Annotated in this window: 23 protein-coding genes; 14 read left to right on the top strand and 9 right to left on the bottom strand. The window is 66.9% G+C overall.

Annotation, left to right across the window (positions count from 1 at the left end):
* Positions 1–54 precede the first annotated feature (54 nt).
* Entirely contained in the window at positions 55–564 is a 510-nt protein-coding gene (locus tag ABRP28_RS16870) for a 2'-5' RNA ligase family protein (RefSeq protein ID WP_374152878.1), read from the top strand.
* On the opposite strand, the gene pgm is transcribed toward ABRP28_RS16870, so the two are convergent.
* Positions 561–2,222, bottom strand: a complete 1,662-nt coding sequence (gene pgm, locus ABRP28_RS16875; protein WP_350001393.1) for a phosphoglucomutase (alpha-D-glucose-1,6-bisphosphate-dependent) — start codon at positions 2,220–2,222, stop codon at positions 561–563. The two genes, ABRP28_RS16870 and pgm, sit on opposite strands and share 4 nt — an antisense overlap.
* A gap of 247 nt (positions 2,223–2,469) precedes the next feature.
* On the opposite strand from pgm, the gene ABRP28_RS16880 reads away from it, so the two are divergent.
* Entirely contained in the window at positions 2,470–3,336 is an 867-nt protein-coding gene (locus ABRP28_RS16880) for an NERD domain-containing protein (protein WP_350001391.1), read from the top strand.
* Between the two features lie 51 nt (positions 3,337–3,387).
* On the top strand, positions 3,388–3,993 hold the full coding sequence (locus ABRP28_RS16885; protein WP_350001389.1) for a DUF4190 domain-containing protein: 606 nt from the start codon (positions 3,388–3,390) through the stop codon (positions 3,991–3,993).
* A 131-nt stretch (positions 3,994–4,124) separates the two neighbouring features.
* Here the strand turns inward: ABRP28_RS16885 and ABRP28_RS16890 are convergent, their stop codons facing one another.
* Entirely contained in the window at positions 4,125–5,552 is a 1,428-nt protein-coding gene (locus tag ABRP28_RS16890; protein WP_350001594.1) for an FAD-binding oxidoreductase, read from the bottom strand.
* 240 nt (positions 5,553–5,792) lie between these two features.
* Positions 5,793–6,491 carry an FCD domain-containing protein gene (locus ABRP28_RS16895; RefSeq protein WP_350001387.1) on the bottom strand — a complete coding sequence of 233 codons (699 nt, stop codon included), beginning with the start codon at positions 6,489–6,491 and terminating at the stop codon, positions 5,793–5,795.
* A gap of 134 nt (positions 6,492–6,625) precedes the next feature.
* On the opposite strand from ABRP28_RS16895, the gene ABRP28_RS16900 reads away from it, so the two are divergent.
* From ABRP28_RS16900 to ABRP28_RS16910, 3 genes are read left to right on the top strand one after another with little or no spacing between them, the layout of a single operon-like run.
* Positions 6,626–7,993, top strand: coding sequence for an SLC13 family permease (locus ABRP28_RS16900; protein ID WP_350001384.1), 1,368 nt, complete (start codon positions 6,626–6,628; stop codon positions 7,991–7,993).
* 49 nt (positions 7,994–8,042) lie between these two features.
* Entirely contained in the window at positions 8,043–9,257 is a 1,215-nt protein-coding gene (locus ABRP28_RS16905; RefSeq protein ID WP_350001382.1) for a CoA transferase, read from the top strand.
* 1 nt (position 9,258) lies between these two features.
* Positions 9,259–10,767 carry a carboxyl transferase domain-containing protein gene (locus ABRP28_RS16910; protein WP_350001380.1) on the top strand — a complete coding sequence of 503 codons (1,509 nt, stop codon included), beginning with the start codon at positions 9,259–9,261 and terminating at the stop codon, positions 10,765–10,767.
* Between the two features lie 25 nt (positions 10,768–10,792).
* Here ABRP28_RS16910 and ABRP28_RS16915 read toward each other — a convergent pair whose 3' ends face one another.
* The 4 genes from ABRP28_RS16915 to ABRP28_RS16930 all read right to left on the bottom strand — a co-directional run bounded on the left by ABRP28_RS16915 (position 10,793) and on the right by ABRP28_RS16930 (position 13,646).
* Positions 10,793–11,269, bottom strand: a complete 477-nt coding sequence (locus ABRP28_RS16915) for a lipopolysaccharide assembly protein LapA domain-containing protein (RefSeq protein ID WP_350001378.1) — start codon at positions 11,267–11,269, stop codon at positions 10,793–10,795.
* Between the two features lie 187 nt (positions 11,270–11,456).
* Positions 11,457–11,657 carry a hypothetical protein gene (locus ABRP28_RS16920; protein ID WP_350001376.1) on the bottom strand — a complete coding sequence of 67 codons (201 nt, stop codon included), beginning with the start codon at positions 11,655–11,657 and terminating at the stop codon, positions 11,457–11,459.
* Between the two features lie 171 nt (positions 11,658–11,828).
* Positions 11,829–12,056 carry a hypothetical protein gene (locus ABRP28_RS16925; protein WP_350001374.1) on the bottom strand — a complete coding sequence of 76 codons (228 nt, stop codon included), beginning with the start codon at positions 12,054–12,056 and terminating at the stop codon, positions 11,829–11,831.
* 138 nt (positions 12,057–12,194) lie between these two features.
* Complete coding sequence (locus tag ABRP28_RS16930) at positions 12,195–13,646, bottom strand: amidase (protein WP_350001372.1); 1,452 nt, start codon at positions 13,644–13,646, stop codon at positions 12,195–12,197.
* A 195-nt stretch (positions 13,647–13,841) separates the two neighbouring features.
* On the opposite strand from ABRP28_RS16930, the gene ABRP28_RS16935 reads away from it, so the two are divergent.
* The 3 genes from ABRP28_RS16935 to ABRP28_RS16945 all read left to right on the top strand — a co-directional run bounded on the left by ABRP28_RS16935 (position 13,842) and on the right by ABRP28_RS16945 (position 15,575).
* Entirely contained in the window at positions 13,842–14,168 is a 327-nt protein-coding gene (locus tag ABRP28_RS16935) for a rhodanese-like domain-containing protein (RefSeq protein ID WP_350001370.1), read from the top strand.
* 128 nt (positions 14,169–14,296) lie between these two features.
* The gene (gene pheA, locus ABRP28_RS16940; RefSeq protein ID WP_350001369.1) at positions 14,297–15,277 is read left to right on the top strand and encodes a prephenate dehydratase; all 981 of its coding nucleotides are present in this window, start codon (positions 14,297–14,299) and stop codon (positions 15,275–15,277) included.
* Between the two features lie 94 nt (positions 15,278–15,371).
* Complete coding sequence (locus ABRP28_RS16945; RefSeq protein ID WP_350001367.1) at positions 15,372–15,575, top strand: hypothetical protein; 204 nt, start codon at positions 15,372–15,374, stop codon at positions 15,573–15,575.
* 3 nt (positions 15,576–15,578) lie between these two features.
* On the opposite strand, the gene ABRP28_RS16950 is transcribed toward ABRP28_RS16945, so the two are convergent.
* Positions 15,579–16,634 carry a diacylglycerol kinase family protein gene (locus tag ABRP28_RS16950; RefSeq protein WP_350001365.1) on the bottom strand — a complete coding sequence of 352 codons (1,056 nt, stop codon included), beginning with the start codon at positions 16,632–16,634 and terminating at the stop codon, positions 15,579–15,581.
* Between the two features lie 91 nt (positions 16,635–16,725).
* Here ABRP28_RS16950 and serS point away from each other — a divergent pair, with 91 nt between their 5' ends.
* The 4 genes from serS (at position 16,726) to ABRP28_RS16970 (ending at position 20,837) form a co-directional block, all read left to right on the top strand.
* Complete coding sequence (gene serS, locus ABRP28_RS16955; protein WP_350001364.1) at positions 16,726–18,006, top strand: serine--tRNA ligase; 1,281 nt, start codon at positions 16,726–16,728, stop codon at positions 18,004–18,006.
* 176 nt (positions 18,007–18,182) lie between these two features.
* A complete protein-coding gene (locus ABRP28_RS16960) occupies positions 18,183–19,196 on the top strand; it encodes a hypothetical protein (protein WP_350001362.1) in 1,014 nt (337 codons plus the stop codon).
* A 170-nt stretch (positions 19,197–19,366) separates the two neighbouring features.
* Positions 19,367–20,227 carry an HAD family hydrolase gene (locus ABRP28_RS16965; protein ID WP_231456318.1) on the top strand — a complete coding sequence of 287 codons (861 nt, stop codon included), beginning with the start codon at positions 19,367–19,369 and terminating at the stop codon, positions 20,225–20,227.
* A gap of 25 nt (positions 20,228–20,252) precedes the next feature.
* Complete coding sequence (locus tag ABRP28_RS16970; RefSeq protein ID WP_350001360.1) at positions 20,253–20,837, top strand: histidine phosphatase family protein; 585 nt, start codon at positions 20,253–20,255, stop codon at positions 20,835–20,837.
* A 12-nt stretch (positions 20,838–20,849) separates the two neighbouring features.
* On the opposite strand, the gene ABRP28_RS16975 is transcribed toward ABRP28_RS16970, so the two are convergent.
* Positions 20,850–21,449 carry a hypothetical protein gene (locus tag ABRP28_RS16975; RefSeq protein ID WP_066273089.1) on the bottom strand — a complete coding sequence of 200 codons (600 nt, stop codon included), beginning with the start codon at positions 21,447–21,449 and terminating at the stop codon, positions 20,850–20,852.
* Between the two features lie 137 nt (positions 21,450–21,586).
* Between ABRP28_RS16975 and ABRP28_RS16980 the strand changes: the two genes are divergently transcribed.
* Complete coding sequence (locus ABRP28_RS16980) at positions 21,587–23,965, top strand: phosphoketolase family protein (protein WP_350001356.1); 2,379 nt, start codon at positions 21,587–21,589, stop codon at positions 23,963–23,965.
* Positions 23,966–24,011 lie beyond the last annotated feature (46 nt).

Genomic DNA, 24,011 nt, shown 5'->3' on the forward strand with positions numbered 1-24,011 from the left:
GTGCGAGAGCGTTGGGTTGTGCCGGCCCGGTAGGGGGAGTGGGAGACTGGTGCCATGCCGATGCGGAACCTCATCTTCGTGGTGTTCGTGGAGCCGGTGGCTGAAGGCTCCGTTTTCCTGCGCACGGACTGGCCGCTGCACATCACGCTTGTGAGGTTCGACGTCGGGACTGCCGACAGTGCCGACGCCGCCGTCCGCCTGGCCGTCCTGGCAGGCCCCCACGCGGCAGCGGCCCTGGGCGCGAACCTCCAGGTGGGGGAGGACGCGGGTTTCGGCCGGAACGGCTCCGTGCCCGTCAGCCTTGTCCCGCCGCAGCCGGACCTGCAGGCGCTGCACGAGCAGCTGGCCACGGCGGTTGAAAGCTCCGGCGGCAGGATCCTCACGCCGGCCCACACCAGGTCCGGCTACCGGCCGCACATCTCCCACCAGCACGGCCGCCGCCTGCGCGCGGGCGAAACCCTGGTGCTTGACCGGATTGCGCTGGTGGACATGGCGCCGGACGGTGACCATACCGTCCGGCGCATCCTGCGGCTGTGGGCCCTGCCGGAAAACCGGGGCAGCTAGGCGATAACGCTGTCCACCAGGGCCTTGGCTTCCGCCTGGACCTGCTTGAGGTGCTCCTCGCCCTTGAAGGACTCGGCGTAGATCTTGTAGACGTCCTCGGTGCCGGACGGGCGGGCGGCGAACCACGCATTCTCGGTGACCACCTTGAGCCCCCCAATCGATGCGCCGTTGCCCGGAGCCTCCGTCAGTTTGGCCAGGATGGGTTCCCCGGCCAGGCTCGTCGCAGTGACGTCCGACGGCGACAGCTTGCCGAGTGCCGACTTCTGCTCCCGCGTGGCTGCTGCATCAATGCGCGCGTAGACGGGGGCGCCGAACTGGTCTGTCAGGCCCTTGTAGAGCTGGGACGGGGACTTGCCGGTGACGGCAGTGATTTCCGAAGCGAGCAGGGCCAGCAGGATGCCGTCCTTGTCCGTGGTCCAGACGCTGCCGTCCAGCTTATTGAAGGATGCGCCGGCCGATTCCTCGCCGCCGAAGGCACCCTCGCCGGAAAGCAGGCCCGGCACGAACCACTTGAAGCCCACCGGAACCTCAACCAGCTTGCGGCCCAGGCTCTCGGCCACGCGGTCGATGATGGAGGATGACACCAAGGTCTTGCCCACCACGGAGGCCGGGTTCCAGCCGCTGCGGTTGCGGTAGAGGTAGTCGATGGCCACGGCGAGGTAGTGGTTCGGGTTCATCAGCCCGCCGTCAGGTGTAACAATGCCGTGCCTGTCGGCGTCGGCGTCATTGCCGGTGGCGACGTCGAATGCGGCCGAGCCGTCCGCACCAGCAGACATGCGCTTGATCAGGGAGGCCATGGCCGCCGGGGAGGAGCAGTCCATCCGGATCTTCTCGTCCCAGTCCAGGGTCATGAAGGCCCACTGGGGATCCACGGTGGGGTTCACCACGGTGAGGTTCAGGTGGTGGCGCTCGCCGATCTCGCCCCAGTAATCCACGGACGCGCCGCCCATGGGGTCCGCGCCGATGCGCACCCCGGCGTCGCGGATGGCATCCAGGTTCAGGACGGAGGGGAGGTCGTCCACATAGCTGCTGAGGAAGTCGAACTTGCCGGTGCTGTCGGCAGACTGGGCATCAGCAAGCGGAATCCGCTTAACCCCGCGCAGGCCGTTCTCGAGAAGCTCGTTGGCGCGGTTGGCGATCCAGCCCGTGGCATCGGAATCGGCGGGCCCACCGTGCGGGGGGTTGTACTTGAAGCCGCCGTCTGCCGGCGGGTTGTGGCTCGGCGTCACCACGATGCCGTCTGCCTGCGGGGCGCCGGCGGCGGCCTTGCGGTTATACGTCAGGATTGCGTGGCTGAGCGCCGGGGTGGGGGTGTAGCCGTGGCGGGCGTCCACGAGGACCTGGACGCCGTTGGCTGCCAGGACCTCCAGCGCGGAGTTCTGCGCCGGCTCGCTGAGGGCGTGCGTGTCCTTGGCCAGGAACAGCGGCCCGGTGATGCCCTGCCCGGCCCGGTACTCCACGATGGCCTGCGTGATGGCAACGATGTGCTGCTCATTAAAGGATGCCTTCAGGCTGGAGCCGCGGTGTCCGGAGGTACCGAACGCCACGCGCTGGCCGGGATCACCCAGATCGGGCGTGATGTCGTAATACGCGTCAAGAAGCGCAGTGATGTCAACAAGGTCCTGGGGTTGGGCAACTGTGCCCGCGCGGCTAGCCATGCCACCAGCATGCCAGACAGGGACCTGAGTCAAAACGATCCGTCCGGAATCCGGCCACTGTGTCCGGCCTGTGACGGAAGATCGTCATCAAACGAGTAGTGAACCTGAGTACCGGCCCCACCAAAGTACTTATATACCGCCTGCTGCACGCCCTGTTACTTTCGAGAAAGTCGGGGAAATCATCCGTAAGCAAGGCACGACGGCGGCCCTCCGCCGTCGTCCTTCCGGCAGGGAAGCAGGGGCGGCCATGGGGGCAGGAGACGGGAAAGCCGAGCAGTCCAGGCTGGCCGCCGAAAGGGTGGCCAGGCTCAAGCGCCGGCTTGACGAAGCGGAGGTTTCGACAAAGCCCTGGGACGCGGATGCCGTAAGCGGGAAGGTGGTCGCGGACAAGCTGGGTGAGCTGGTGCCGCGCGGCTGGTACGTGCTCCATGACGTGCACTGGCCCGGCCGCCCGAAAGCCAACCTGGACCACGTGCTCGTGGGGCCGGGCGGAGTTGTGGTGGTGGACTGCAAGAACTGGACGGGCGAAGTCCGGGTGTTGTCCGGGGTGCTCTGGCAGGGGCGGTACGCAAGGACGCAGGCTGTGGAGGGCGCCCTGGCCCAATGTGCTGCGGTGTCCTCCGTGGTTTCGCCGCCGTACCGGAGGCTGGTCCGTCCGCTGATCTGCATGGCCGCCCAGCCGGACCTGTTTGGGGTGACCGGCTCCGACGTGGCCGTGGCCGGAACGCAGCGTGTGGTTGGCGCCATCGAGGCGTTGCCCCAGGTGCTGGACCAGCAGGCGGTGGCGGGACTGTATGCGCAGCTGGGCCAGGAGCTGACGCATGAACAGGAACCGGGCATCATGGCGTTCCGGCACGTCCGCCCGGGCACGGTGGTTCCGCCGTCGGCGCCACCCGCGAATGCCGCAGCCCCGGCTCTGAGGCCGGGTCCACCAGCGCGTCCGGTGGCCCGGCGCGGCTCTTCGGCAGTCCGGGCCGGGGAAGGCCACACCCCAGCGGGACGCCGGCCGGGTTCAAAAGCCCGCCGCCCCGGTACCGCCGGTGCCGGACAGCTGGCCCTGCTTGCGGCGTTCGTCATCTTTGCCATGTACGTGTTGCCCTACTGGGGCCAATAGATCCGCCCCTGGGGCGGGGGTAGGCTGGAACCAAAATCCGTAGGGGGAACCATGTCTGACCAGCCCGGCCAGCGGCCTGAATCCGGCCAACCTGAGTCCAATGCACCGTCCGGCCTCGAGCCGCCCCGGTTCGCGCCGCCGTACGGCAGCCAGCCGTCCCCGCCGCAGTACGGGCAAGGCGGCTACGCGCAGGACCGCTTTGGGCAGAACAGCTCTGGACAGGACAGCTTGCGGCAGGACAGCTACGGGCAAAGCGGGTCCGGGCAGGGCACGTACGGGGAACCCGGCCAGTATGGCGGAGCCTACGGCCAGCCGCCGGGCCCGTTCAGCCAGCACCCCGCTCCCTACGGCCAGCCCGCGGGCCCGTACCCCCAGCAGGGGTACTACGGCATGCAGCCGGAATCGAAAACGCTGAGTATCGCCAGCATGGTGTGCGGCATCGCCTCGGTGATCATGGGCTGGCTCCTGCTCCCGCAGATTGCAGCAATCATCACCGGCCATCTGGCGCTCAAGCGCGAACCCGCCGGCAGGGGCATGTCCATCGCGGGGCTGGTCCTGGGCTACCTGTGCCTCCTGGGCTACGGCGCGTTCTGGCTGCTGGCCATCATCGGCCTGGCGATTGCCGGGTCCAGCAGCGGTCCAACGTACACGTTCTAGGCGGCACCTGACGCTAACCCTGCGTGAGCGCTGTGCCAGGCGCAACGCAACACGGCGGCCCGCGCCCGCGGACGTGCCGGCGTCGTGCATTCACCGCCGGCGCCCGCCCCATCAGCGCCGGCGCCCATCCGTTATCCGGGCGCCTGCGTTGGCGGGATGTTGTGGTTGAGGCGGAAGACATTCTGGGGATCGTAGCGGTTTTTGAGTGCCACCAGGCGCTCGAACTTTTCCGGACCGTACGCTCTTCGCGCGGCGTCCACGCCCTTCAGCCCCACCTCGGCGCCGAGGAAATTGACGTACTCGCCGTGCTCCGCGAACGGCTGCATGAGTGCGTAGGCTTTCCGGGCAAACGCGGTCAGCCGCTCGTCCTCTGAAGGGTCGCGCCAGAAGCCGTAGACATTGAGCCAGTACCGGGCAGACCGGTTGGGGAACGCCGTCGCGTCCTCCGGCACCTGCCCGAACTTCCCTCCCATGTGGTGGATATCGATGCCCGTGCCCTCCCACGCCAGCTCGGATGCGAAACCGAGCAGCACATCCGCCGAATCCTCGTCGAGGCGGGAAAAGGAGACGTTCTTCCAGTAGCCGCGCGAGCCTTTGGGAAAGGCGCTGTCCATGGCGCTCTGCCAGGTGGTCCACGGGGCAGGGCCCACCTCCTCCTCGTCAGGCGGGGCAGCGGCACGGAGCCGGTCTGCCAGGGCGAGGCCGGCCTGCTGGTCCTCCGCCACCCACGCGAATCCGATGACCATCCATGGATCGCCGCCCATCCCGAACTCCGCCGGAAAAACCAGGAACGAAACTATGGGGTTCATTTCCTCCGGCAGGTCCCGGGCCCACTCGGCAAAAGCCAAAAGGGCGCTGCGCCAGTGCTCCCTGCGGTAGAACAGGTTTCCGCCCAGTGGCTCCGGCGGCAGTGGGCGGGCACGGAAGGTGAAGGAGGAGACCACGCCGAAATTTCCGCCACCGCCGCGCAGCCCCCAGAACAATTCCGGGTTCTCCTGCGCGCTGGCGTGCAGGTGCTCTCCGGTGGCGGTGACAACGTCCACAGCTTCAAGATTGTCCAGGGTCAGGCCGTCGGAGCGGGTCAGCCACCCCACGCCGCCGCCAAGGGTAAGTCCCGCCACGCCAGTTCCGCTGATCACGCCCAGCGGGACGGCAAGGTTGTGGGCGGCAGTGGCACGGTCGACGTCGGCAAGGGTGGCTCCGGGCTCCACGGTCACCAGCCTGCTCCCGGCGTCCACATCGACGCGTTTCAGCGGTCCCAGATCCAGTACCAGTCCGCCTTCAACACTGCCGTGCCCGGCGACGTTGTGCCCGCCGCCACGGACTGCCAGCGCCAGCCCGCTGCGCCGGACGGCGTCCAGTACGGCGTCGATGTCGGCGGTCGCCCCGGCACGCACGACGGCGCGTGGCCGGAGATCGACCATGCCGTTCCATACCGTGCGGGCTTCTTCGTACAACGGATCATGCGGCTCGATGAGGGTGCCGGACAGCCGCGTGCGCAGTTCGCGGAGCGTCTGCTGTACTTCCAGTTCCCTGTTGGTGTGATGGACGGTGGACATCATCAGTGCTTCCGTTACGGGTCTGAGCCCTTGCCTATGAGGGGAAGTGAGAGGCGCCGGGGCGCCTCGACGGAAGAAGGGCCTGCGGGAACCGGCGGGCAGGCTCATGCGATGTCCAGATTTTAGGATCGCCGGAAGGCCGGGTCAACAAGTTTTTGGCCACGGTCGCGGCTTGCGTTCGCACACAGCCATGCGGCGGCCGCCTGTGTTTGACCCTGCGGACACTGTGGCCGGATGCTGCTAGCGGAGCAGCTCCACGTCCGAGACCAGCTCAATGTGGGCAAGCATGGCTTCCGCTGCTCCCGCAGCGTCCTGGTTCCGGATGGCCTCAGCGATCTTCCGGTGCGAGGCGAGCGACTGCTCGGGCCGGCCGGGCTGGCCCAGGGATTCCATCCGCGTTTCCAGGATCATTTCCGCGATAAAAGCCATCAGCTGCGCAAGCACGGAGGAGTGGGCCGCAGCAGTGATGGCCTCGTGGAAGAGCTCATCGCCGTGGGCGCCGCGCTCGCCGTCCTTGATCTCCCTGCCCATGACGTCGAGGGCGTTGTCAATGGCAGCGAGGTCCTCATCAGTACGGCGTGCCGCGGCGAGGGCGGCAAGCTTCCCCTCCAGGGTGCTGCGCGCCTCGACGATCTCAGGCAGCCTGCTGCGGTGCTCGCGGAGGCCTTTGATCACGGAGGCGACACTGGGCCTCCGCGCCAGGACCGCCCCGGTCCCGTGCTGGACGTCAATGACGCCGAGCACTTCGAGGGCCACCAGGGCCTGGGCCAGGGTGGCTCGGGAAACACCCAAACGCTCCGCGAGGTCTCGTTCTGCCGGCAGCAGGTCGCCGGGCTTCAGTTGCGCAGATTCGATGTAGGACAGGATCTGCTCCACCAGCTGTTCATACAGCCGGGGGCGGGTAACGCGTTCAAGTCCCAGCCGTGATGCCTTCTCCACAAAGCCCTCGCTACGTCGTCGGTGCTTCCAGACTACAGCCACTGCTATTGACAGATTGACCTGGTGTCTAGGAGGCTAGTCCAGTGAGCCAGTTACTCACGTCACACTTTTCGTTCCCCAATGGAGGACCAACGATGTCCGCTCCTGTTTTATCGATCATCATCCTGGCGGCGATGTTTTTGCTCGCCACCGTCCTGCCCCTGAACATGGGCGCGCTGGCCTTCGTTGGCGCCTTCCTCCTGGGCACCGTAGTGCTGGGCATGACCACCAATGACATCCTGGCCAACTTTCCCGGCGGGCTGTTCCTGACCATCGTTGGCGTCACGTACCTCTTCGCCATCGCCCAGAACAACGGCACCATCGACCTGCTTGTCCGCGGGGCGGTCAGGATGGTTGGAAGCCGCGTCGCGCTGATTCCCTGGGTCATGTTCGCCGTCACCGCCGTCATTACCGCAGTGGGCGCACTGTCTCCCGCCGCCGTCGCCATCATTGCCCCCATCGCGCTCAGCTTCGCGGGCAAGTACAAAATCAACCCCCTCCTGATGGGCATGATGGTGATCCACGGTGCGCAGGCCGGCGGGTTCTCTCCCATCGCCGTCTACGGCGTCACGGTGAACGGCATCCTGGCCAAGACGGACCTGGACTTCAGCCCCACCGCGCTGTTCCTGTCCAGCCTCGTGTTCAACCTCATCATCGCCCTGGTCCTCTTTGTTGTCCTTGGCGGACGGAAGCTGCTGTCCTCGCGGGTGAGCCACTTCGTGGAGCAGGCCGCGGAGGCACGGATGGCAGTGAGCGTCGGTGCCAAGGCCGCCTCCGACGTTCCCTTCAAGGGCTTCGGCTCCGGCATGTACGGCCCCCGGGATCCGGCTGGCGACGGCGTGGCCGCAACCAGGGAGCGCTCCGAGCGCATTCCGCAAATGGTCACCATCGCCGGCCTCATTGCGCTGGCCGTCATCGCCCTCGGTTTCAAGGTGGACGTCGGATTTGTCTCCATCACCATCGCGATCGTGCTGGCCCTGGTCTCGCCGGCAGCCCAGAAGGGTGCCATCAACAAGATCAGCTGGTCCACCGTGCTGCTCATTTGCGGCATGCTGACGTTCGTCGGGGTGCTGGAGGAAGCCGGAACCATCGAATTCGTCTCCAACGGCGTGGCCGGGTTGGGGATGCCGCTGCTGGCGGCGCTGCTGATCTGCTACATCGGGGCCGTGGTGTCCGCCTTTGCCTCCTCCACCGCCATCCTCGCAGCCCTCATCCCGCTGGCCGTCCCGTTCCTTTCCACCGGCGAAATCGGCGCTGTCGGCGTGATCTGCGCCTTGGCCGTGGCCTCCACGATCGTGGACGTTTCGCCGTTCTCCACCAACGGCGCACTGGTCCTGGCCAATGCTCCCGAAAGCGTGGACAAGGACCGGTTCTACAAGCAGATCCTGGGCTACAGCGGCGTGGTCATCGTGGCCGGACCGGTCCTGGCCTGGCTCGCGCTGGTGGTTGCCGGGTGGCTCTAGCCGGCATCAAAACCAGAACATTCCCTCTCATGAGACAAGGAACCAGCGCATGAGCAGAACCGATAGCACGCAAGGCCCCCTCTCCGGCCACCTCGTGGTTGACCTGAGCCGGGCCCTGGCCGGGCCGCATGCCGCCATGATGCTGGCCGACCTGGGGGCACGCGTCATCAAGGTGGAAAACCCGGGCACCGGCGACGACACCCGCGGCTGGGGCCCGCCGTTCGTCGGCCCGGAGGATGATCTCCAGTCCACCTACTTCATGTCCTGCAACCGCAACAAGGAATCCATCAGCCTGGACCTGAAGAGCGGGGACGGGCAGGCTGTGCTGCGGCGTCTGCTGGAACGTGCGGACGTGGTGATCGAGAATTTCCGCCCCGGCGTCATGGACCGGCTGGGCTTCTCCACCGCCGCCATGCACGGGATCAACCCCCGGCTGGTGATCCTCTCCATCACCGGATTCGGGCACGACGGTCCCGAGTCCCAGCGCAGCGGCTACGACCAGATCCTCCAAGGCGAGGCCGGGCTAATGTCCCTCACCGGCTCCGGGCCCACGGATCCCCAGCGTGTCGGCGTGCCCATCGCGGACCTGCTTGCCGGGATGAACGGCGCCTCCGGCGTGCTGGCGGCCCTGGTTGAGCGGGGCCGGACGGGCCGCGGGCAGGTTGTGCGCACCTCCTTGCTGGCCTCACTGATCGGGGTGCATGCCTTCCAGGGGACCCGCACCACCGTTGCGGGCGAAGTTCCGCAGGCCCAGGGCAACCACCATCCGTCCATCGCGCCCTACGGACTGTTCGCCTGCCGGGGCGGGAGCGTGCAGATCAGCGTCGGCAGCGAACGGCTCTGGACCTCCTTCGCGGCCGCCTTCGGCCTGGACCCGGCGGCGGCGGGCTTTGCCAGCAACGCTGAAAGGGTGCGGAACCGCGCCGGGGTGATTGCCGCCGTCGAACGCGTCTTTGCGGACTACGACGCAGCGGAGCTGCTGCAGAAACTGAACGACGCCGGGATCCCGGCAGGCAAGGTGCGCTCGCTTGACGAGGTGTATGCATGGGAGCAGGTGGCATCCCAGGGCCTCGTGGTGGACGTGGACCATCCGCTGCTCGGCAAGGTCAGCCTGCCCGGCCCGCCGCTGAGGTTCTTCGCCCCCGGGGACGCCGCGGAAACCACGCTGACCCAGCACGACGCGCCGCCGCTGCTGGACGAGGACGGCCAGGACATCCGCCACTGGCTGGGCACGGCAGCCGCTGTTGCGGCCGGGGCGAAATAGCATGCCGACGACGGAAAAGGTGCGGCACCTGAGTGCGGCTGAATTGCTGGACAACGTGGTGGACCAGGGCTCCTTCGTCTCCTGGGATGCGCCGGCACAGGAACCCGAGGTGTCTGCGGAGTACTGCCGCGACCTGTCAAAGGCCCGGGAGCGGAGCGGCACTGACGAGTCCGTCATCACGGGGGCGGGGCTCATCAGGGGCCGCAGGGTGGCGGTGATCGTCAGCGAATTTTCCTTCCTGGCCGGGTCTATCGGCCACGCGGCGGCGCAGCGGATCGTCGCCGCCGTCGAACGCGCCACCGCCGAGGGGCTGCCGCTGCTTGCCGGCCCGGCCTCCGGAGGCACGCGCATGCAGGAAGGAACGCTGGCCTTCCTGTCCATGGTAAAAATCACCGGGGCAGTGCGGGCGCACCGCCAGGCCGGGCTTCCCTACCTGGTGTACCTGCGGCATCCCACCACTGGCGGCGTTATGGCGTCCTGGGGGTCCCTGGGCCACATCAACGTCGCCGAGCCCGGGGCATTGCTGGGATTCCTGGGCCCCAGGGTCTACGAAGCGCTGCACGGTGAGGCATTCCCCGGCGACGTGCAAACAGCGGAGAACCTGTTCAACAAAGGGCTGATCGACGGCGTGGTGGAGCCAGGCCAGCTTGCCGACCTCGTGGCCCGGGCACTGGATATCCTGTGCGCAACGGCGGGACCCGTACCTGCCCCGCCCGCGACGCTCACGGTGAGGCCCGCCGCCGCGGACGCCTGGGCCTCCATCGGCATCTCCCGCCATCCCCGGCGGCCCGACCTGAGGCAACTCCTGAAGTACGGTGCCGTAGACGCCCTGCCACTTAACGGCACAGGCCAGGGGGAGAAGGACCCCGGGCTGCTGCTTGCCCTGGCACGCTTCGGCGGGCAGTCCTGCATCGTCCTGGGGCACGCCCGCCCACTGCGCAAGGACGCCGCCGGCATGGGTCCCGGTTCCCTCCGCGAAGCCCGGCGCGGCATGAAACTTGCGGAGGAACTGCGGCTGCCGCTGCTCACGGTCATCGACACTGCGGGCGCGGCGCTCTCGCCGGAGGCGGAAGAAGGCGGGCTGGCAGGAGAGATTGCGAGGTCACTGCACGAACTCATCGGCCTGGCGGCCCCGTCGGTCTCGGTGCTGCTGGGCCAGGGGTCCGGGGGAGGGGCGCTGGCGCTGCTGCCCGCGGACAGGACCATCGCGGCGCAGCACAGCTGGCTCTCCCCGTTGCCTCCCGAGGGGGCCAGCGCCATTGTGCACCGCACCGTGCAGCATGCTCCCGCGATGGCCCAGACACAGGGGGTGAACGTGGCTTCCCTATACGCCCACGGGCTGGTGGACCACATCGTGGATGAGCGGGACGACGCGTCCCTTGAACCCCGCGAGTTCTGCCGGCGGATGGCTCAGGCCATCGAATACGAGCTGGCGTCGATCGCCGGCCTGCCCGTGCCGGAGCTCGTTGCCGCGCGGTCCGCGAAATACCGAAACCTCGGCGCGGGGTAACCGGCCCGCTTGCGGCGGGTGGGCGCTACTTCCGCTGGCGGAGCCGTGCGCGGTGGGCGTTCCTGCGGAGCTGGAGGATGCGGGCGCCCCCGGCCACGGCAACCAGGACCCCTCCGGTCACGCTGGCAATAAACAACGCCATGCCCAGCGGTACAAGGCCTTCAAGGCCGAAGTACCGCACGGCCACCTGGTCCTGGTTTTGCAGGATAAAGATGATCAGCAGGATCAGCAGCACCAGGGCCGCCACCACTGCCGCCCACACCACTCCCGTGCGGGTCACGCCGGGCTGATCCCCAGCTGAAGGTTGTGGCGCGGGAGTGCCCGTGCCTGCCGGCAGGGATGCGTCCGGGCGGGACTGTGCCAGGTCGGCGGAGGTGTCTGCAGTGGAATCCGGAGTGTAATCCGCCGGGAAGGGTGTGCGGGACGGTGCCGAGGGGCCGCCGGCATGGTTTCCGGGTCCCTGCTCCGGCTGTCCGGCGGGTGGGTAGTTTCCGGTACTCATGCTGGTTCCCTTCGTCACGCGTCAATGATAAGCATGCTTATGGTTACACCATAGTGGGAGCGTTTACCAGGGCACAATGCGGGGCGCTCCTGCTCCAGCCCACCTCAGGCGCTTTTCCGGTTCCTACGGTGCCGGAAACAGCGGAGGGGCCTTCAATGAAGACCCCTCCGCGGACCGTGACGCGGCCTTAGACCTTTTCCCTGCTTCGTTCAGCTGAAGGGGCGCCGGGCGTCCGGGTCTTCCGCCAGCCGGGGAATGCCCAGAACGTGAAGTCCTGCGCCTTCACCGGCTTCTCCGGGGTTTCCACCGGGGTTTCGTGCTTTGCCTCAGGTTGGCGCTCAATGTCTTTCCTGCCCCACCCGAAGTCCTTGCTGGATGAATAGCACATCACAAACCTCCTCATCGTGACTGCCCTTTAATCGTCCTCCCGATCGGCGGCGGAGTCGACACTTTCGCCTATAGCCGTGGCGCTGTTTGTGGCGCTGTTTGCAGCGCTGCCGCACTCCTGCGCGGCCGCCGGCCCGTCACGCGCCAGTGGCCCTCACTCGTCCGGCGCCGGTCACCTGCCGGCGGCAACGTCGTCGGCTTCCTGCGGCCGGTGGAACTCGCACGGTCCGTGGTGCCGGAGCGGCAGGAGGCAGGTCCGTCCGCTGGGGAGATGGACCAGGGCGCAGCGGCCCTGCCCGGCCAGGTCCTCCCTGATATTGGCGTTGCTGAGGTCAGGCCTGGCTCCATCCGGTTGAGGTCGCGCGTCGCTGGCAGTAGTGACGGGATTTTCAGCTTTCATACGGCGACTCCTCGTCGAGCAGTGGCCGGCGGAAGGTACCGCGGCCTGTGGCACTGCCACAAGTCTGCTCCGCACGGGTTACGGGTGCATTAAGCCGGCGTTAGGAGGAGGTCAACAGTGGCGCCGCGGGCGGCCAGTTCAAAAATCCAGTTGGCGGGCCACCTGGAGCAGGAGGGTCTCTGATCCCATGGGCCCCACGAGCTGTACTCCCATCGGCAGTCCCTGTCCTGGCGTCCCGCCGGTCCAATGCACGGGCAGCGTAATGGCTGGCAGGCCGCACACGTTGACCATGGAAGACCAGGGCGCGAATTCGCACTGTTTTCGGTAGTCGCCGTCGGCATCGCCCGGCCACTGCGCAGCGGGCCAAAGGTCGGTGCCGTGCATGGCACCGGTGAACCAGCCCACCGGGCGCGGTGTCTGGGCAAGGGAGGGCATGAGCATCAGGTCCCACTGCGCGTACTGCACCATGGTGTCGTGCTGGAACTGCCGCAGGAACGCCACGGACTCAGCGAGTTTCGCAGGGCTCCGCTGCTGGGCCCGGCGTCTGAAGGTCCGGGTCAGGGGCGCCAGCAGCGCTTCGCGGTGGGGGCTGATCCTGGCCGCTCCTACTGCGGCGGTCCACGCGGTAGTGAACGCGTCAGGATACCGGTTGTCGTATCGGATGGAAGCGTCGCTGAGGGCATGTCCGGCATGCTCCAGCAGCTCCCCGCCGACCCGAAGGGCGTCCAGCGCATCCTGCTCGGGCACAAACGGAAAAGTGCCGGACCACGGGCTGTCCAGGCTGATGCCGATCCGCAGCTTTGGCGGCTCTTGGCTGACCGCTGCAAGGTAGCCGCCGTCCGGCCTGCCGGAAGCGTCAGAATCGGTCGCAGGTCGCGCGCCGGGTCCCGCCAGGGCATCCATCATGAGCGCCGCATCAAGGGAATTCCTGGCGAGGGGGCCGGCCACCACCAGGCGGGCAGGATCACCAGCGCTCTCCCCGGCAGGGACCACACCGCGGCCCGGCTTGAGCCCTACCAGTCCGCAGGCGGCAGCGGGGATCCGGACGGAGCCGCCGCCGTCGGTGCCCGGTGCGAATGGGAGCAGCCCCGCGGCCACGGCAGCAGCGCTGCCGCCGGAGGACCCGCCTGAGCTCCTGCTCAGGGCGTGGGGATTGCGCGACGGCGGCGCGATCCTGTTTTCGCTGTAGGCAGTCAGTCCGAATTCGGGAACCTGGGTTTTGCCCAGCGCGATTGCGCCCGCTTCCTTGAGCAGGGCCACTAAAGGGGCGTCGCTGGGCGCCGGCTTGTGATCCAGCGCCGCGCTGCCGTGTGTGGTCACCACGCCGGCCACATCCGTTAGGTCCTTGAAAGCCAGGGGCATGCCGTGCAGCATCGGCAGTTCCCCGGCCGGCAGACGGGCCCGTGCCGAGTCCGCAGCGCGGGCGTCTGCCATCGCCTGTTCAGCCGTCACGGTCACAAAGGCGCCCAGCAGGGTGTTCTGCTGTTCAATCCTGGCAAGGAAATGCGCCGCAGCTTCCGCTGCTGATACATGGCCATGGCGCAGAAGATCCCGAAGGGCGACGGCCGACAGCTCGTGAAGTTCAGGCAAGGCCCCACGCATCCACGCCAGGGCACTGATCGGACAGTAACTTGCGGCCTTCTGTAAGGGCACGGGCCTGCTGCTCAGCGAACAACGGATCCTCCTAGGGTCACTCAGAAGCTTAACGTGATGGAGCCCGACGCCGGATGGGGCCCAAAGCACTAGGCTTTAAACCGACACCGATCCGCGAAAGCAGGACCCTCCATGAGCGATTTCGACAACGTCCCCGTCGGCGACATCCCTAATGACGCCGTCATTCTTGACGTCCGTGAGGACTATGAATGGGTGGCCGGCCATGCAGATGGCGCACTCCACATTCCCATGGACCAGCTTCCGGCGCGGCTGGAGGAACTCGATCCGGACGAGGACGTCTACGTCATCTGCCGCACCGGCGGGCGCTCATTCCGCGTCGCCCAGTGGCTCACCGGCCAGGGCTATACCGCCATCAACGTTTCCGGCGGCATGGACATGTGGCTGGAGGCCGGCAAGCCGCTCGTCTCCGATAACGGCCTGAAGCCGATGGTCATGTAGCTGATGGTGCTGTAGGCCGGGCCCGCCGCCCGGTACGCCTCCGTTCACGTCCGGACCGGGCTTCCGCTGCTGCCGCCGTCTCTGCCCCCGGTGCGCCTGCCCGCGCTCATACCTCAGAAGGAATGTTTATGTCTGTCTCCTCACCCGTCTATGCCTTCCTCGGGCCAGAGGGTACCTTCACCGAGGCAGCCCTCCTTCAGGTGCCGGACGCCGCGCAGTCCACCCGGGTTCCGGCGTCGAACGTCAACGCGGCACTGGACAAGGTGCGTGACGGCTCAGTCCATGCCGCGATGGTCCCCATCGAAAACTCTGTTGAAGGCGGCGTCTCCGCCACCCTGGACGCGATCGCCGGCGGCGACGAACTGCGGATCATCCGCGAGGTCCTGGTGCCCATCAGCTTCGTGCTGGTTGCCCGCCCCGGAATCCGCCTGGCCGATGTGCAGCGGGTATCAACCCACGGCCATGCCTGGGCCCAGTGCCGCCTGTGGATGGACGCGAACATTCCGTTGGCCGAATACGTGCCCGGCTCATCCACGGCTGCTTCAGCCATGGGGCTCCTGGAGGAGGGCTGCCATTATGACGCCGCCATCTGCGCTCCGCTGGTAGCCCGGGACCAGCCCGGACTCTCGGTGCTGGCTGAGGATATCGGGGACAATCCGGAGGCCGTCACCCGCTTTATCCTGGTCAGCCGCCCGGGTGTCCTGCCTGCACGCACGGGGGCGGACAAAACCACGCTGGTGGTCCCGCTCCCCGAAGACCGGCCCGGTGCCCTGATGGAAATCCTGGACCAGTTTGCCAGCCGCGGAGTGAACCTCAGCCGGATTGAGTCCCGGCCCACCGGACAGTATCTGGGCCATTATTTCTTTAGCATCGACGCCGACGGGCATGTGGGCGACGAACGGATGGCCGATGCCCTTGCTGGGCTCCACCGCATCAGTCCTGCGACCCGATTCCTGGGGTCATATCCCCGGGCCGACATGCAGGCGGCGCCGGTGGAACCGCACACTGCTGACCAGGCCTTCCAGGCAGCACGAGCGTGGGTTGCGGAGATTTTCAGGGCCGCTGATGAAACCGCCGAAAGCGGTTCCCCCGCTTCGCCCAAAGCGTAGGTGAATGCCGTTCGAAGTACTTCCGCGGGTTGTGGACAATGCGTATGCTTACTTGATCCACACGGGGGATGGCCCCTAACGAAGGGAGCGCGTCATGACTGCCAGCGGCACCGAAAACGACGGCCAGGGGATGATCGTCAACCCCCGGCCCACTGCCGACAACCAGGACTGGGACGGGGATGACGCCGACCGTGCTGACCGCCTGCGCTTTGAAGAAGAGCAAGCCATGATCCGTGAGCAGTCCGAGGCCCATGCCGCGGCAAAGGCCGCCGAGGAGAAGAAGCGCAGGAGCGAATAGCCCCTAATCCTGCGCCTTCACCCGGATCAACAGGGACCGGGGCTCCACCTGGACGGTGAGCCTGGTAGCTTCTCCGGCCGTGTCGCCGTCCAACTGGATGGCCATGGGTTCCGGGCATTTGATGACCACCCTGCCGGACCGGTAGACGGTCATAACGGGCAGTTTCCCGCTGTGCTTGAACATGATCTTGACGTACATCAGCAGCCAGCCAAGGGCACTGCGCGGACTCATCACCACCACGTCCAGCATGCCGTCGTCAATCATGGCCTGCGGAATGAAATCGATGCCGCCCGGGATCAGTCCGCAGTTCGCGAACAAAACGCTGCGAATGTTGCGGACCTGCTCCGGGCTCCCATCCAGGGAGATCGAGACCTTCTTACGCCGTCCGGGCAGATGCCGCATGCCGGCCTCGGTATATGCCAGCCAACCCACCGCTTTCTTCAAGCCGGCGTTGGTGTCGGCGAGGATCTCGGCGTCCATGCCGATGCCGGCTATCACCAGGAACACGTGCTCTGAGGAGCTTCCGGCGCGGGAGTTTTCGATGCCCATCCGGGCTGTGTCAATGTACCGCTGCCGGCCGAACAGTGCGGTGTTGACGTTGGCGTGGAGGTCGTTGAGGTCCAGGTCCACGTTCCGTGCCAGGAGGTTGCCGGTACCCAGCGGGATGAGCCCCATGGCCACGTTGGTGTGCACGAGGGCCTCGGCCACCACCCGCACTGTCCCGTCCCCGCCGCCCACCAGGACGACGTCGGGCTTGTACGCAAGCGCAGCCTCTACCTGGGAATAGCCGGGGTCCTCCGCCGTCGTTTCGAAAAAGACGGGGTCCTCCCAGCCTGCCGCCAGGCAGCCGCGCTGGATGAGGCGTTTAGCTTCTTCCGAGCGCACCTTGATGGGATTCAAAATCACTGCGACGCGCTGGCGGGTAAGCCCTGAGTCCTGCGCCTCCCCGCCCACCGCACTCCGTACGTGCAGGGCCTTGAGGCGCCGCACGCCCCACCAGCTGGAGATGGCAAAGGCAAGCGCCACCGCAATCAGCAGATAGAGAATCAGGTCGCTCATGGTGCTTCAACAGTAGCCCGGCGGAAGGACTCCGGCTCCGGCGCGCCCGTTGCCGCCCGCCGTCGTGCGCGGGATTGGATACCCTTGTGTGGTGATCGACGTAAAAGACCTCAGCGAAAACCCTGATAAATACCGTGCCAGCCAGCGTGCCCGCCGCGCGGACGAGTCAGTGGTGGACGCGATCATCTCCGCGGATGCCGCCCGCCGGGCGGCGCTGATCCGCTTCGAGAACCTCCGGGCTGAACAGAACGCGTTCGGCAAGAAAGTGGCGCAGGCGAAGGGCGACGAGAAGAAGGCCCTGCTGGCCGAGGTCAAGGAACTGGCCAACGCAGTCAAGGCCGCCTCCGCCGAGGCCGATGCCGCGCAGACCAAGCAGGAAGAGCTGCTGCGCACCATCCCCAACGTCATCGAGGACGGCGTTCCGGAGGGCGGCGAGGACGACTACGTGGTGGTCAAGACCGTGGGCACCCCACGCGAGTTCCCCGACTTTGAGCCCCGGGACCACCTGGAAATCGGTGAGCTGATCGGCGCCATCGACATGGAGCGCGGCGCCAAGGTTTCCGGTGCCCGTTTCTACTTCCTCCGCGGCGTCGGCGCCCGGCTGGAGATGGCGCTGCTGCAGATGGCCATGGACCAGGCCATCGAAAACGGTTTTGTCCCCATGATCACACCCACGCTGGTGCGCCCGGAAACCATGCAGGGCACAGGCTTCGATGTAAACCACGACGCCGAGATCTACCGGCTTGCCGAAGACGACCTTTACCTGGTGGGCACCTCGGAGGTTGCGCTGGCCGGGTACCACGCGGACGAGATCCTCGACTTCGCCGCCGGCCCCATCCGCTACGCGGGCCAGAGTTCCTGCTACCGCCGCGAAGCCGGCTCGCACGGCAAGGACACCCGCGGCATCATCCGGGTCCACCAGTTCAACAAGGTGGAAATGTTCATCTACACGACGGTCGAGGAAGCCGCGGCCGAGCACCAGCGGCTGCTGGCGTGGGAAGAGGAAATGCTTGCCAAATGCGAGCTGCCCTACCGTGTGATCGACACCGCTGCGGGTGACCTTGGCACCTCCGCCGCGCGGAAATTCGACTGCGAGGCGTGGATTCCAACCCAGGGCGCGTACCGCGAGCTCACCTCCACCTCCAACTGCACCACATTCCAGGCCCGTCGCCTGAACATCCGCGAACGCGCGGTCAACCCGGAGGGTGTAGCCAAGGGCACCCGCGCTGTGGCCACCCTGAACGGCACGCTTGCCACCACGCGCTGGATCGTGGCGCTGCTGGAGCACCACCAGAACGCGGACGGTTCAGTCAACGTGCCCAAGGCGCTGCAGAAGTACCTGGGCGGCCTTGAGGTGCTCCCGGTCCTGTAGCTGGCTGCCTGTTCCTAAGCTTGTTCGCGGATCCGAACCTTCAAGATGAGGTTCTGCGAACAAGCTTCTGACCTGGCGCGTTCGAGAAGTTCTGGCGTTTCGGGCCGCGCGCCGCTTTGTCCACATAGCCCGGCCACACTGCTGACTCCCCATACTGTTCCGGCCAGCCTTGACCCATGGAGATTTTGCCGGGGCTCATCGATTCCGCTGCCATCCTTCGTGAGCGCGGGACTACGGACGCTATCCACCGCGAGTTCCGGGCCGGAAGGCTTGTCCGTATCAGGCGGGGATTCTATGTGCAGACCGCCGACTGGCTCAGGGCGCGGCCGTCGGAGCGTTTCGCCTGGTCGACGGCGGCAATCACCAGATCCGTCAAGGGCGCCGTGCTGTGCGGGGAGACGGCAGCGCTGGCCAGTGGATTGCCCACCCTTCGCACGCCTCCCTGCGTTGAGCTGGCCACCACCCTGCCGGGACGGAGCGGGGTGCGGAGGTCGCCCCTGATGGTCGTGGGGGAGGACAGTGCAGCACAACAGGTACGGGGAAAGCGCTCGTACCCGCTGCGGTACTGCCTCAAACCGGATGTGGAACCAGTGGCTTACGGGGAGTACCGCTGCACAAGCCGGATCCGGACAACCGTTGACGTTATGGTCACGGCCAGCTTCACCGAAGCCCTGGTGGTGGCTGACGGGTTGGCTCGGATACTTAGCCGCGAGGGAAGGCTGCCGTCGGATGCGGGTCTTCTTGCCATCCGGTCAATAGCTGATGGCATAGCGGCCCACCCTCATGCTTCCGCTCGACGCCGGGCGGAAAGGGTGGCAGTTCTGGCCAGCCCCCTGGCAGAGTCCGTTGGTGAGTCCTACAGCCGGGCGGCTTTCGACTTGCTTGGATTCGAACAGCCCGTATTGCAGCACGCCTTTCATGACGGGGAGGGCTTTATCGGCAGGGCAGACTGCTGGTGGCCCAAGCAGCGGGTGGTGGGGGAATTCGACGGAAAGGCCAAGTATGTCGAGGCCGCTGTCCGGGGCAAGGCCTCAGCAGAGGAGTCCGTATACCGGGAAAAGCTCCGCGAGGATCGGATCCGGCGGTTGGGCTTCGGCTTTGTGCGCTGGAGCTGGGCCGACCTGGAAGACCCCGGCCGACTCAAACGTAGGTTGCTCGCAGCCGGGCTGCGCCCTCGGATCAGAAGCTAGTTCGCAGATCGGAACCTTGAAAGCCATGATTTGCCAACAAGCTTGGGAGTGGTCGGCGCTCTCACATTAACACCCGCACGGGCAAACAAACTGAGGATGTTAATGCGGTGTTCAACATATCTGTGGCCTGCGTCCTAGCGCGGCAGGGGGACGTCTGGTTCACTATGTGAATGACAACGCTGACTGAAACCTCAGTCGCCGGCAACGATGACCGGCGAGACAACGAAAACAACAACAATGGGCAGAAACTGATGGTCGCCCTGGACGTGGACGGCACGCTGGTTGACCACGACGGCCACATGTCCCCAGGCGTCCGCGAATCCGCGCAGGCGGTGGTGGCTGCCGGGCACGAGGTCATGATCGCCACTGGCCGGTCCCTCAACGCCACATTGCCCATCATCGAGAAAATCGGCATCGAGCGCGGCTACGCTGTCTGCTGCAACGGCGGAGTCACCCTGCGGCTCCACCCCGGGCTGGACGGCGGCTACGAGGTCATCCACAAAGCCACCTTCGACCCCGGGCCCGCCCTCCGCGCGCTCCGCGAGCGGCTTCCCTCGGCCAAGTACGCGCTGGAGGACGCTGACGGGAACTTCCTGTCCACCGAGCGCTTCCAGGACCCCAGTTTCGGCGTCGAGGCTGTCGGCGTGGATTTCCACACCATGCTCGAAGCCACGGCCGTGCGCGTGGTGGTTTTCAGCACTGAGAACACCCCCGAAGAATTCAACGAGGCGATTGAGCACGTGGGCCTCGCCGGGGTCACCTACTCGGTGGGCTGGACGGCCTGGCTGGACATCGCCGCGGCCGGAGTGACCAAAGCGAGCGCGCTGGAGAACCTCCGGGGGAGGCTCGGCATCGAACAGCACCTCACGGTGGCCATCGGCGACGGCCGCAACGACATCGAGATGCTCAGCTGGGCCGGACGGGGCGTGGCCATGGGGCAGGCGCCGGAGGAAGTCATCGCCGCCGCGGACGAGGTTACCCACTCCGTGTTCGACGACGGCGCCGCCCACGTGCTGCGCAGCCTGCTCTGACGCCGTACAAGGCAGAATGGACAGCATGACCCTCACGACGTTCGCCCTCATCCGCCACGGCCAGACAGATTGGAATGCGCAGCGCCGGCTGCAGGGATCCACTGACATTCCCCTGAACGACGTCGGCCGGGCCCAGGCGCGAGACGCCGTCGCCGTGTTGTCCGCTTACGAATGGGACGCGATCGTGTCCTCGCCGCTGAGCAGGGCCGCCGAAACGGCGGACCTCATCGCAGCCGGCCTGGGCCTCAGCGATGTCCGCCGCATTCCGGAGCTGGCCGAGCGCAGCTTTGGCCCCGCCGAGGGCATGCAGGCAGGGCCCGAGCTGGAGGCAATGCGCATTCCCGGTGGTTTCCGCGGCGCCGAAAGCGAGGAGGAGGCAGCGGACCGGGGGCTGGCGGCGCTTGAGGCACTTGCCGAGGAATTCCGCGGCAGCCGGCTCCTCGTCGTCGCCCACGGAACGCTCCTGAGGGTCACCCTCAGCCGCGCCGTAGGAAGTACCCTGACCAGCATCGACAACGCGGTGCTGAACCTGGCGCACCACCATGCCATTGACGGCTGGCAGCTGGAATACTTCAACGGCGAACCGGTGATGGCCGCGACCCAGCGCTAACGCAGGCAGCTGCTAGCGCACTTCAAGGATCAGGGCCAGCAATCTGGCCGCCGCCGGCCGGGCCGCGTGCTCCTCATTCCACTGGGCCCGCGCCACCGCCTTGCTCACGGCCTGCGTGGTGATGCCCAGTTCCTGGGCCACCGCCTTCTGCTGGCCGCGGACGCCGGGGGTCATCAGGTCAAGCACCCGCCACTCGGCGCCGGACCTGTCCCGCACGATATGCCCCAGCAACCGCAGTACGGCCTCTGCGTCATGGGCGATGTCCGCCAGCGGCCCCTCCACCGCAACCGGAACCCGCTCCTTGCTGTTCCGGAGCCGGTCCACGGCACGCCGCGCGTACACCAGGCCGTGGCCGGACGCGTCCTTGATCTGGTTCGGCAGCGGTTCGTTGACAGGCCCGACGCCGATCCCCACGTACCAGGAACCGCAGCGGAGCGCGATCATTGCGGCCTCCACCGCCTGGTGCGGACAGTCCACGATGCCCTGGACCTCGTCCTCCACCGACCGGTCGAAGTCGAGGCGCGCAGGAATATGCCGCAGGTCCTTGAGGAGCTGCGGCACCCGGTCGCCATCGCGCCGGCTATCGGTCTGGTTGATTGTCAGCGTGAACATCTGAATCCAAAGACTACCGGTTGGTAGCAGCCCCAGGGCAAGCGGGGTTGCCTCGCGCTGGCCCATCTGGTGCGATGGGGGAACGGCCGGCCCCGGCGGTGACCAACAAGGGGGCCATACGCGACGTGAGGACGGTTATGACCAGCAGCATTGGGCCCGACGAACTTGAACTTGTGGACCGCTGGTGGCGCGCCGCCAATTATCTTTCCGTCGGGCAGATCTACCTCCGTTCCAACCCGCTGCTGCGTGAACCGTTGAAGGCCGAGCACACCAAGTCCCGGCTCCTGGGCCACTGGGGCACCACTCCCGGCCTGAACTTCGTCTACGCCCACCTCAACCGCGTGATCCGCCGCGACTCCGCCGAGATGCTCTTCGTGGCAGGTCCCGGCCATGGCGGGCCCGCCGTCGTCGCCAACGCCTGGCTGGAAGGCACCTATTCCGAGATCTATGGCCATGTGGGCAATGACGCCGACGGCATGGCCGAGCTTTTCCGGCAGTTCTCCTACCCGGGCGGCATTCCCAGCCACGCGGCGCCCGAAACGCCCGGCTCGATCAGCGAGGGCGGTGAACTCGGGTACTCCCTTGCCCACGCCTACGGCTCGGTGCTGGACAATCCCCAGCTGATCACCGCCGTCGTCATTGGCGACGGCGAGGCGGAAACCGGGCCGCTCGCCGCCAGCTGGCACTCCCACAACTTCCTGGACCCGGCCACGGATGGTGCCGTGCTGCCCATCCTGCACCTGAACGGCTACAAAATCGCCAACCCCACCGTCCTGGCGCGGATGCCCGAAGAGCAGCTGGAACAACTCCTGCGCGGCTACGGCCATGAGCCGTATTTCGTCACGGTCAAGGACCCGGAGAATACCGAGCAGGCGCACCGGGATTTCGCCGAAGTACTGGACCGGTGCCTGGCGGATATCCGGGCCATCCAGGACGCCCGCCGCACGCCGCAGCCCGGAACCGAAGATCTTGGCGGTGCCCCGCGCTGGCCCATGATCGTCCTGCGCTCGCCCAAAGGCTGGACGGGGCCGCGCGTGGTGGACGGGCTGCAGGTTGAAGGGACGTGGCGGAGCCACCAGGTGCCGCTCGCGGAGGTCCGCACTGACGCCGGGCACCTGAAGCAGCTGGAAGAATGGCTCCAGTCCTACCGGCCGGAGGAATTGTTCGACGGCGACGGGCGGCTGCGGCCCGACGTCGCCGTGGCAGCACCTGCCGGACCACTCAGGATGAGCGCCACGCCGCACGCCAACGGGGGACTGCTCAGGAAGGCCCTGAAGCTGCCCGCGTACCGGGACCACGCCGTCGAAGTGCCGCAGCCGGGAACGGAGCGCGTGAGCCCCATGATCACGCTGGGTTCGTGGATGCGGGACGTCATTTCGCTGAACATGGAAACCTTCCGGCTCTTCGGCCCGGACGAGACCGCGTCCAACCGGCTGCAGAACGTCTACGAGGTCACCGACAAGGTGTGGCAGTACCGGATTGACGACGGCGACGAGCACCTCGCGCGCTCCGGCAGGGTGATGGAGGTGCTGAGCGAACACCTGTGCCAGGGCTGGCTGGAGGGCTACCTCCTGACCGGGCGGCACGGGGTCTTCAGCTGCTACGAGGCCTTCATCCACATTGTCGACTCCATGTTCAACCAGCATGCCAAGTGGCTGAAGGTGCACCGGCAGCTGCCTTGGCGCCAGCCGGTGCCCTCGCTGAACTACCTGCTGTCCTCCCACGTCTGGCAGCAGGACCACAACGGTTTCTCGCACCAGGACCCCGGCTTCATTGACCACGCCGTGAACAAGAAGGCCGAGGTCATCCGGGTTTACCTGCCGGCCGACGCCAACACCCTGCTGTGCGTCATGGCCCACTGCCTGGCCTCCACGGACTACGTGAACATCGTGGTCAGCGGCAAGCAGCCCTCGCCCACGTGGCTGGGCCCGGCCGACGCCGCCAACCACTGCCGCCGGGGGCTGGGGATCTGGGACTTCGCCGGCTCGGAGGTGCCCGGCGAGGAGCCCGACGTCGTGATGGCCTGCGCGGGCGACGTGCCCACGGTGGAGACGGTGGCGGCGGCGGAACTGCTGAGGGAGGGTGCGCCCGGGCTGAAGGTGCGGGTGGTGAACGTGGTGGACCTGATGCGGCTGCAGGACGAGAGCGAGCACCCGCACGGGCTCCCGGCGCGGGATTTCGACGGGATCTTCACGGCGGACAAGCCCATCATCTTCGCCTACCACGGCTATCCGGCGCTGATCCACAGGCTGGCCTACCGCCGCAGCAACCAGGACGGGCTGCACGTGCGGGGCTACAAGGAAGAGGGGACCACCACCACGCCGTTCGACATGGCCATGATGAACGGCATTGACCGGTTCCAGCTGGCCATTGACGCCATCGACCGGGTGCCCGGGCTGGCCGAGCGGCATTCGTCCCTCCGCCAGAGCCTCCAGGACCGGCGGATGCGGGCCCGGGAACACACCCGCACGCACGGTGAGGACCCGGAGGAGATCCGGAACTGGCAGCTCGGCTGACCCCTTGGAGTTTTTGTCCAGATATGCAGGGTTGCCGGCGGGCGAA

Source organism: Pseudarthrobacter sp. WHRI 8279, assembly GCF_040224115.2.
Classification (GTDB): Bacteria; Actinomycetota; Actinomycetes; order Actinomycetales; family Micrococcaceae; genus Arthrobacter.

Bases quoted from the DNA above. Each gene is read 5' to 3' on its own strand.
- ABRP28_RS16870 (WP_374152878.1), top strand. From the start codon at position 55: ATGCCGATGCGGAACCTCATCTTCGTGGTGTTCGTGGAGCCGGTGGCT.
- pgm (WP_350001393.1), bottom strand. From the start codon at position 2,222: ATGGCTAGCCGCGCGGGCACAGTTGCCCAACCCCAGGACCTTGTTGAC.
- ABRP28_RS16880 (WP_350001391.1), top strand. From the start codon at position 2,470: ATGGGGGCAGGAGACGGGAAAGCCGAGCAGTCCAGGCTGGCCGCCGAA.
- ABRP28_RS16885 (WP_350001389.1), top strand. From the start codon at position 3,388: ATGTCTGACCAGCCCGGCCAGCGGCCTGAATCCGGCCAACCTGAGTCC.
- ABRP28_RS16890 (WP_350001594.1), bottom strand. From the start codon at position 5,552: ATGTCCACCGTCCATCACACCAACAGGGAACTGGAAGTACAGCAGACG.
- ABRP28_RS16900 (WP_350001384.1), top strand. From the start codon at position 6,626: ATGTCCGCTCCTGTTTTATCGATCATCATCCTGGCGGCGATGTTTTTG.
- ABRP28_RS16905 (WP_350001382.1), top strand. From the start codon at position 8,043: ATGAGCAGAACCGATAGCACGCAAGGCCCCCTCTCCGGCCACCTCGTG.
- ABRP28_RS16910 (WP_350001380.1), top strand. From the start codon at position 9,259: ATGCCGACGACGGAAAAGGTGCGGCACCTGAGTGCGGCTGAATTGCTG.
- ABRP28_RS16915 (WP_350001378.1), bottom strand. From the start codon at position 11,269: ATGAGTACCGGAAACTACCCACCCGCCGGACAGCCGGAGCAGGGACCC.
- ABRP28_RS16920 (WP_350001376.1), bottom strand. From the start codon at position 11,657: ATGTGCTATTCATCCAGCAAGGACTTCGGGTGGGGCAGGAAAGACATT.
- ABRP28_RS16925 (WP_350001374.1), bottom strand. From the start codon at position 12,056: ATGAAAGCTGAAAATCCCGTCACTACTGCCAGCGACGCGCGACCTCAA.
- ABRP28_RS16935 (WP_350001370.1), top strand. From the start codon at position 13,842: ATGAGCGATTTCGACAACGTCCCCGTCGGCGACATCCCTAATGACGCC.
- pheA (WP_350001369.1), top strand. From the start codon at position 14,297: ATGTCTGTCTCCTCACCCGTCTATGCCTTCCTCGGGCCAGAGGGTACC.
- ABRP28_RS16945 (WP_350001367.1), top strand. From the start codon at position 15,372: ATGACTGCCAGCGGCACCGAAAACGACGGCCAGGGGATGATCGTCAAC.
- ABRP28_RS16950 (WP_350001365.1), bottom strand. From the start codon at position 16,634: ATGAGCGACCTGATTCTCTATCTGCTGATTGCGGTGGCGCTTGCCTTT.
- ABRP28_RS16960 (WP_350001362.1), top strand. From the start codon at position 18,183: ATGGAGATTTTGCCGGGGCTCATCGATTCCGCTGCCATCCTTCGTGAG.
- ABRP28_RS16965 (WP_231456318.1), top strand. From the start codon at position 19,367: ATGACAACGCTGACTGAAACCTCAGTCGCCGGCAACGATGACCGGCGA.
- ABRP28_RS16970 (WP_350001360.1), top strand. From the start codon at position 20,253: ATGACCCTCACGACGTTCGCCCTCATCCGCCACGGCCAGACAGATTGG.
- ABRP28_RS16975 (WP_066273089.1), bottom strand. From the start codon at position 21,449: ATGTTCACGCTGACAATCAACCAGACCGATAGCCGGCGCGATGGCGAC.
- ABRP28_RS16980 (WP_350001356.1), top strand. From the start codon at position 21,587: ATGACCAGCAGCATTGGGCCCGACGAACTTGAACTTGTGGACCGCTGG.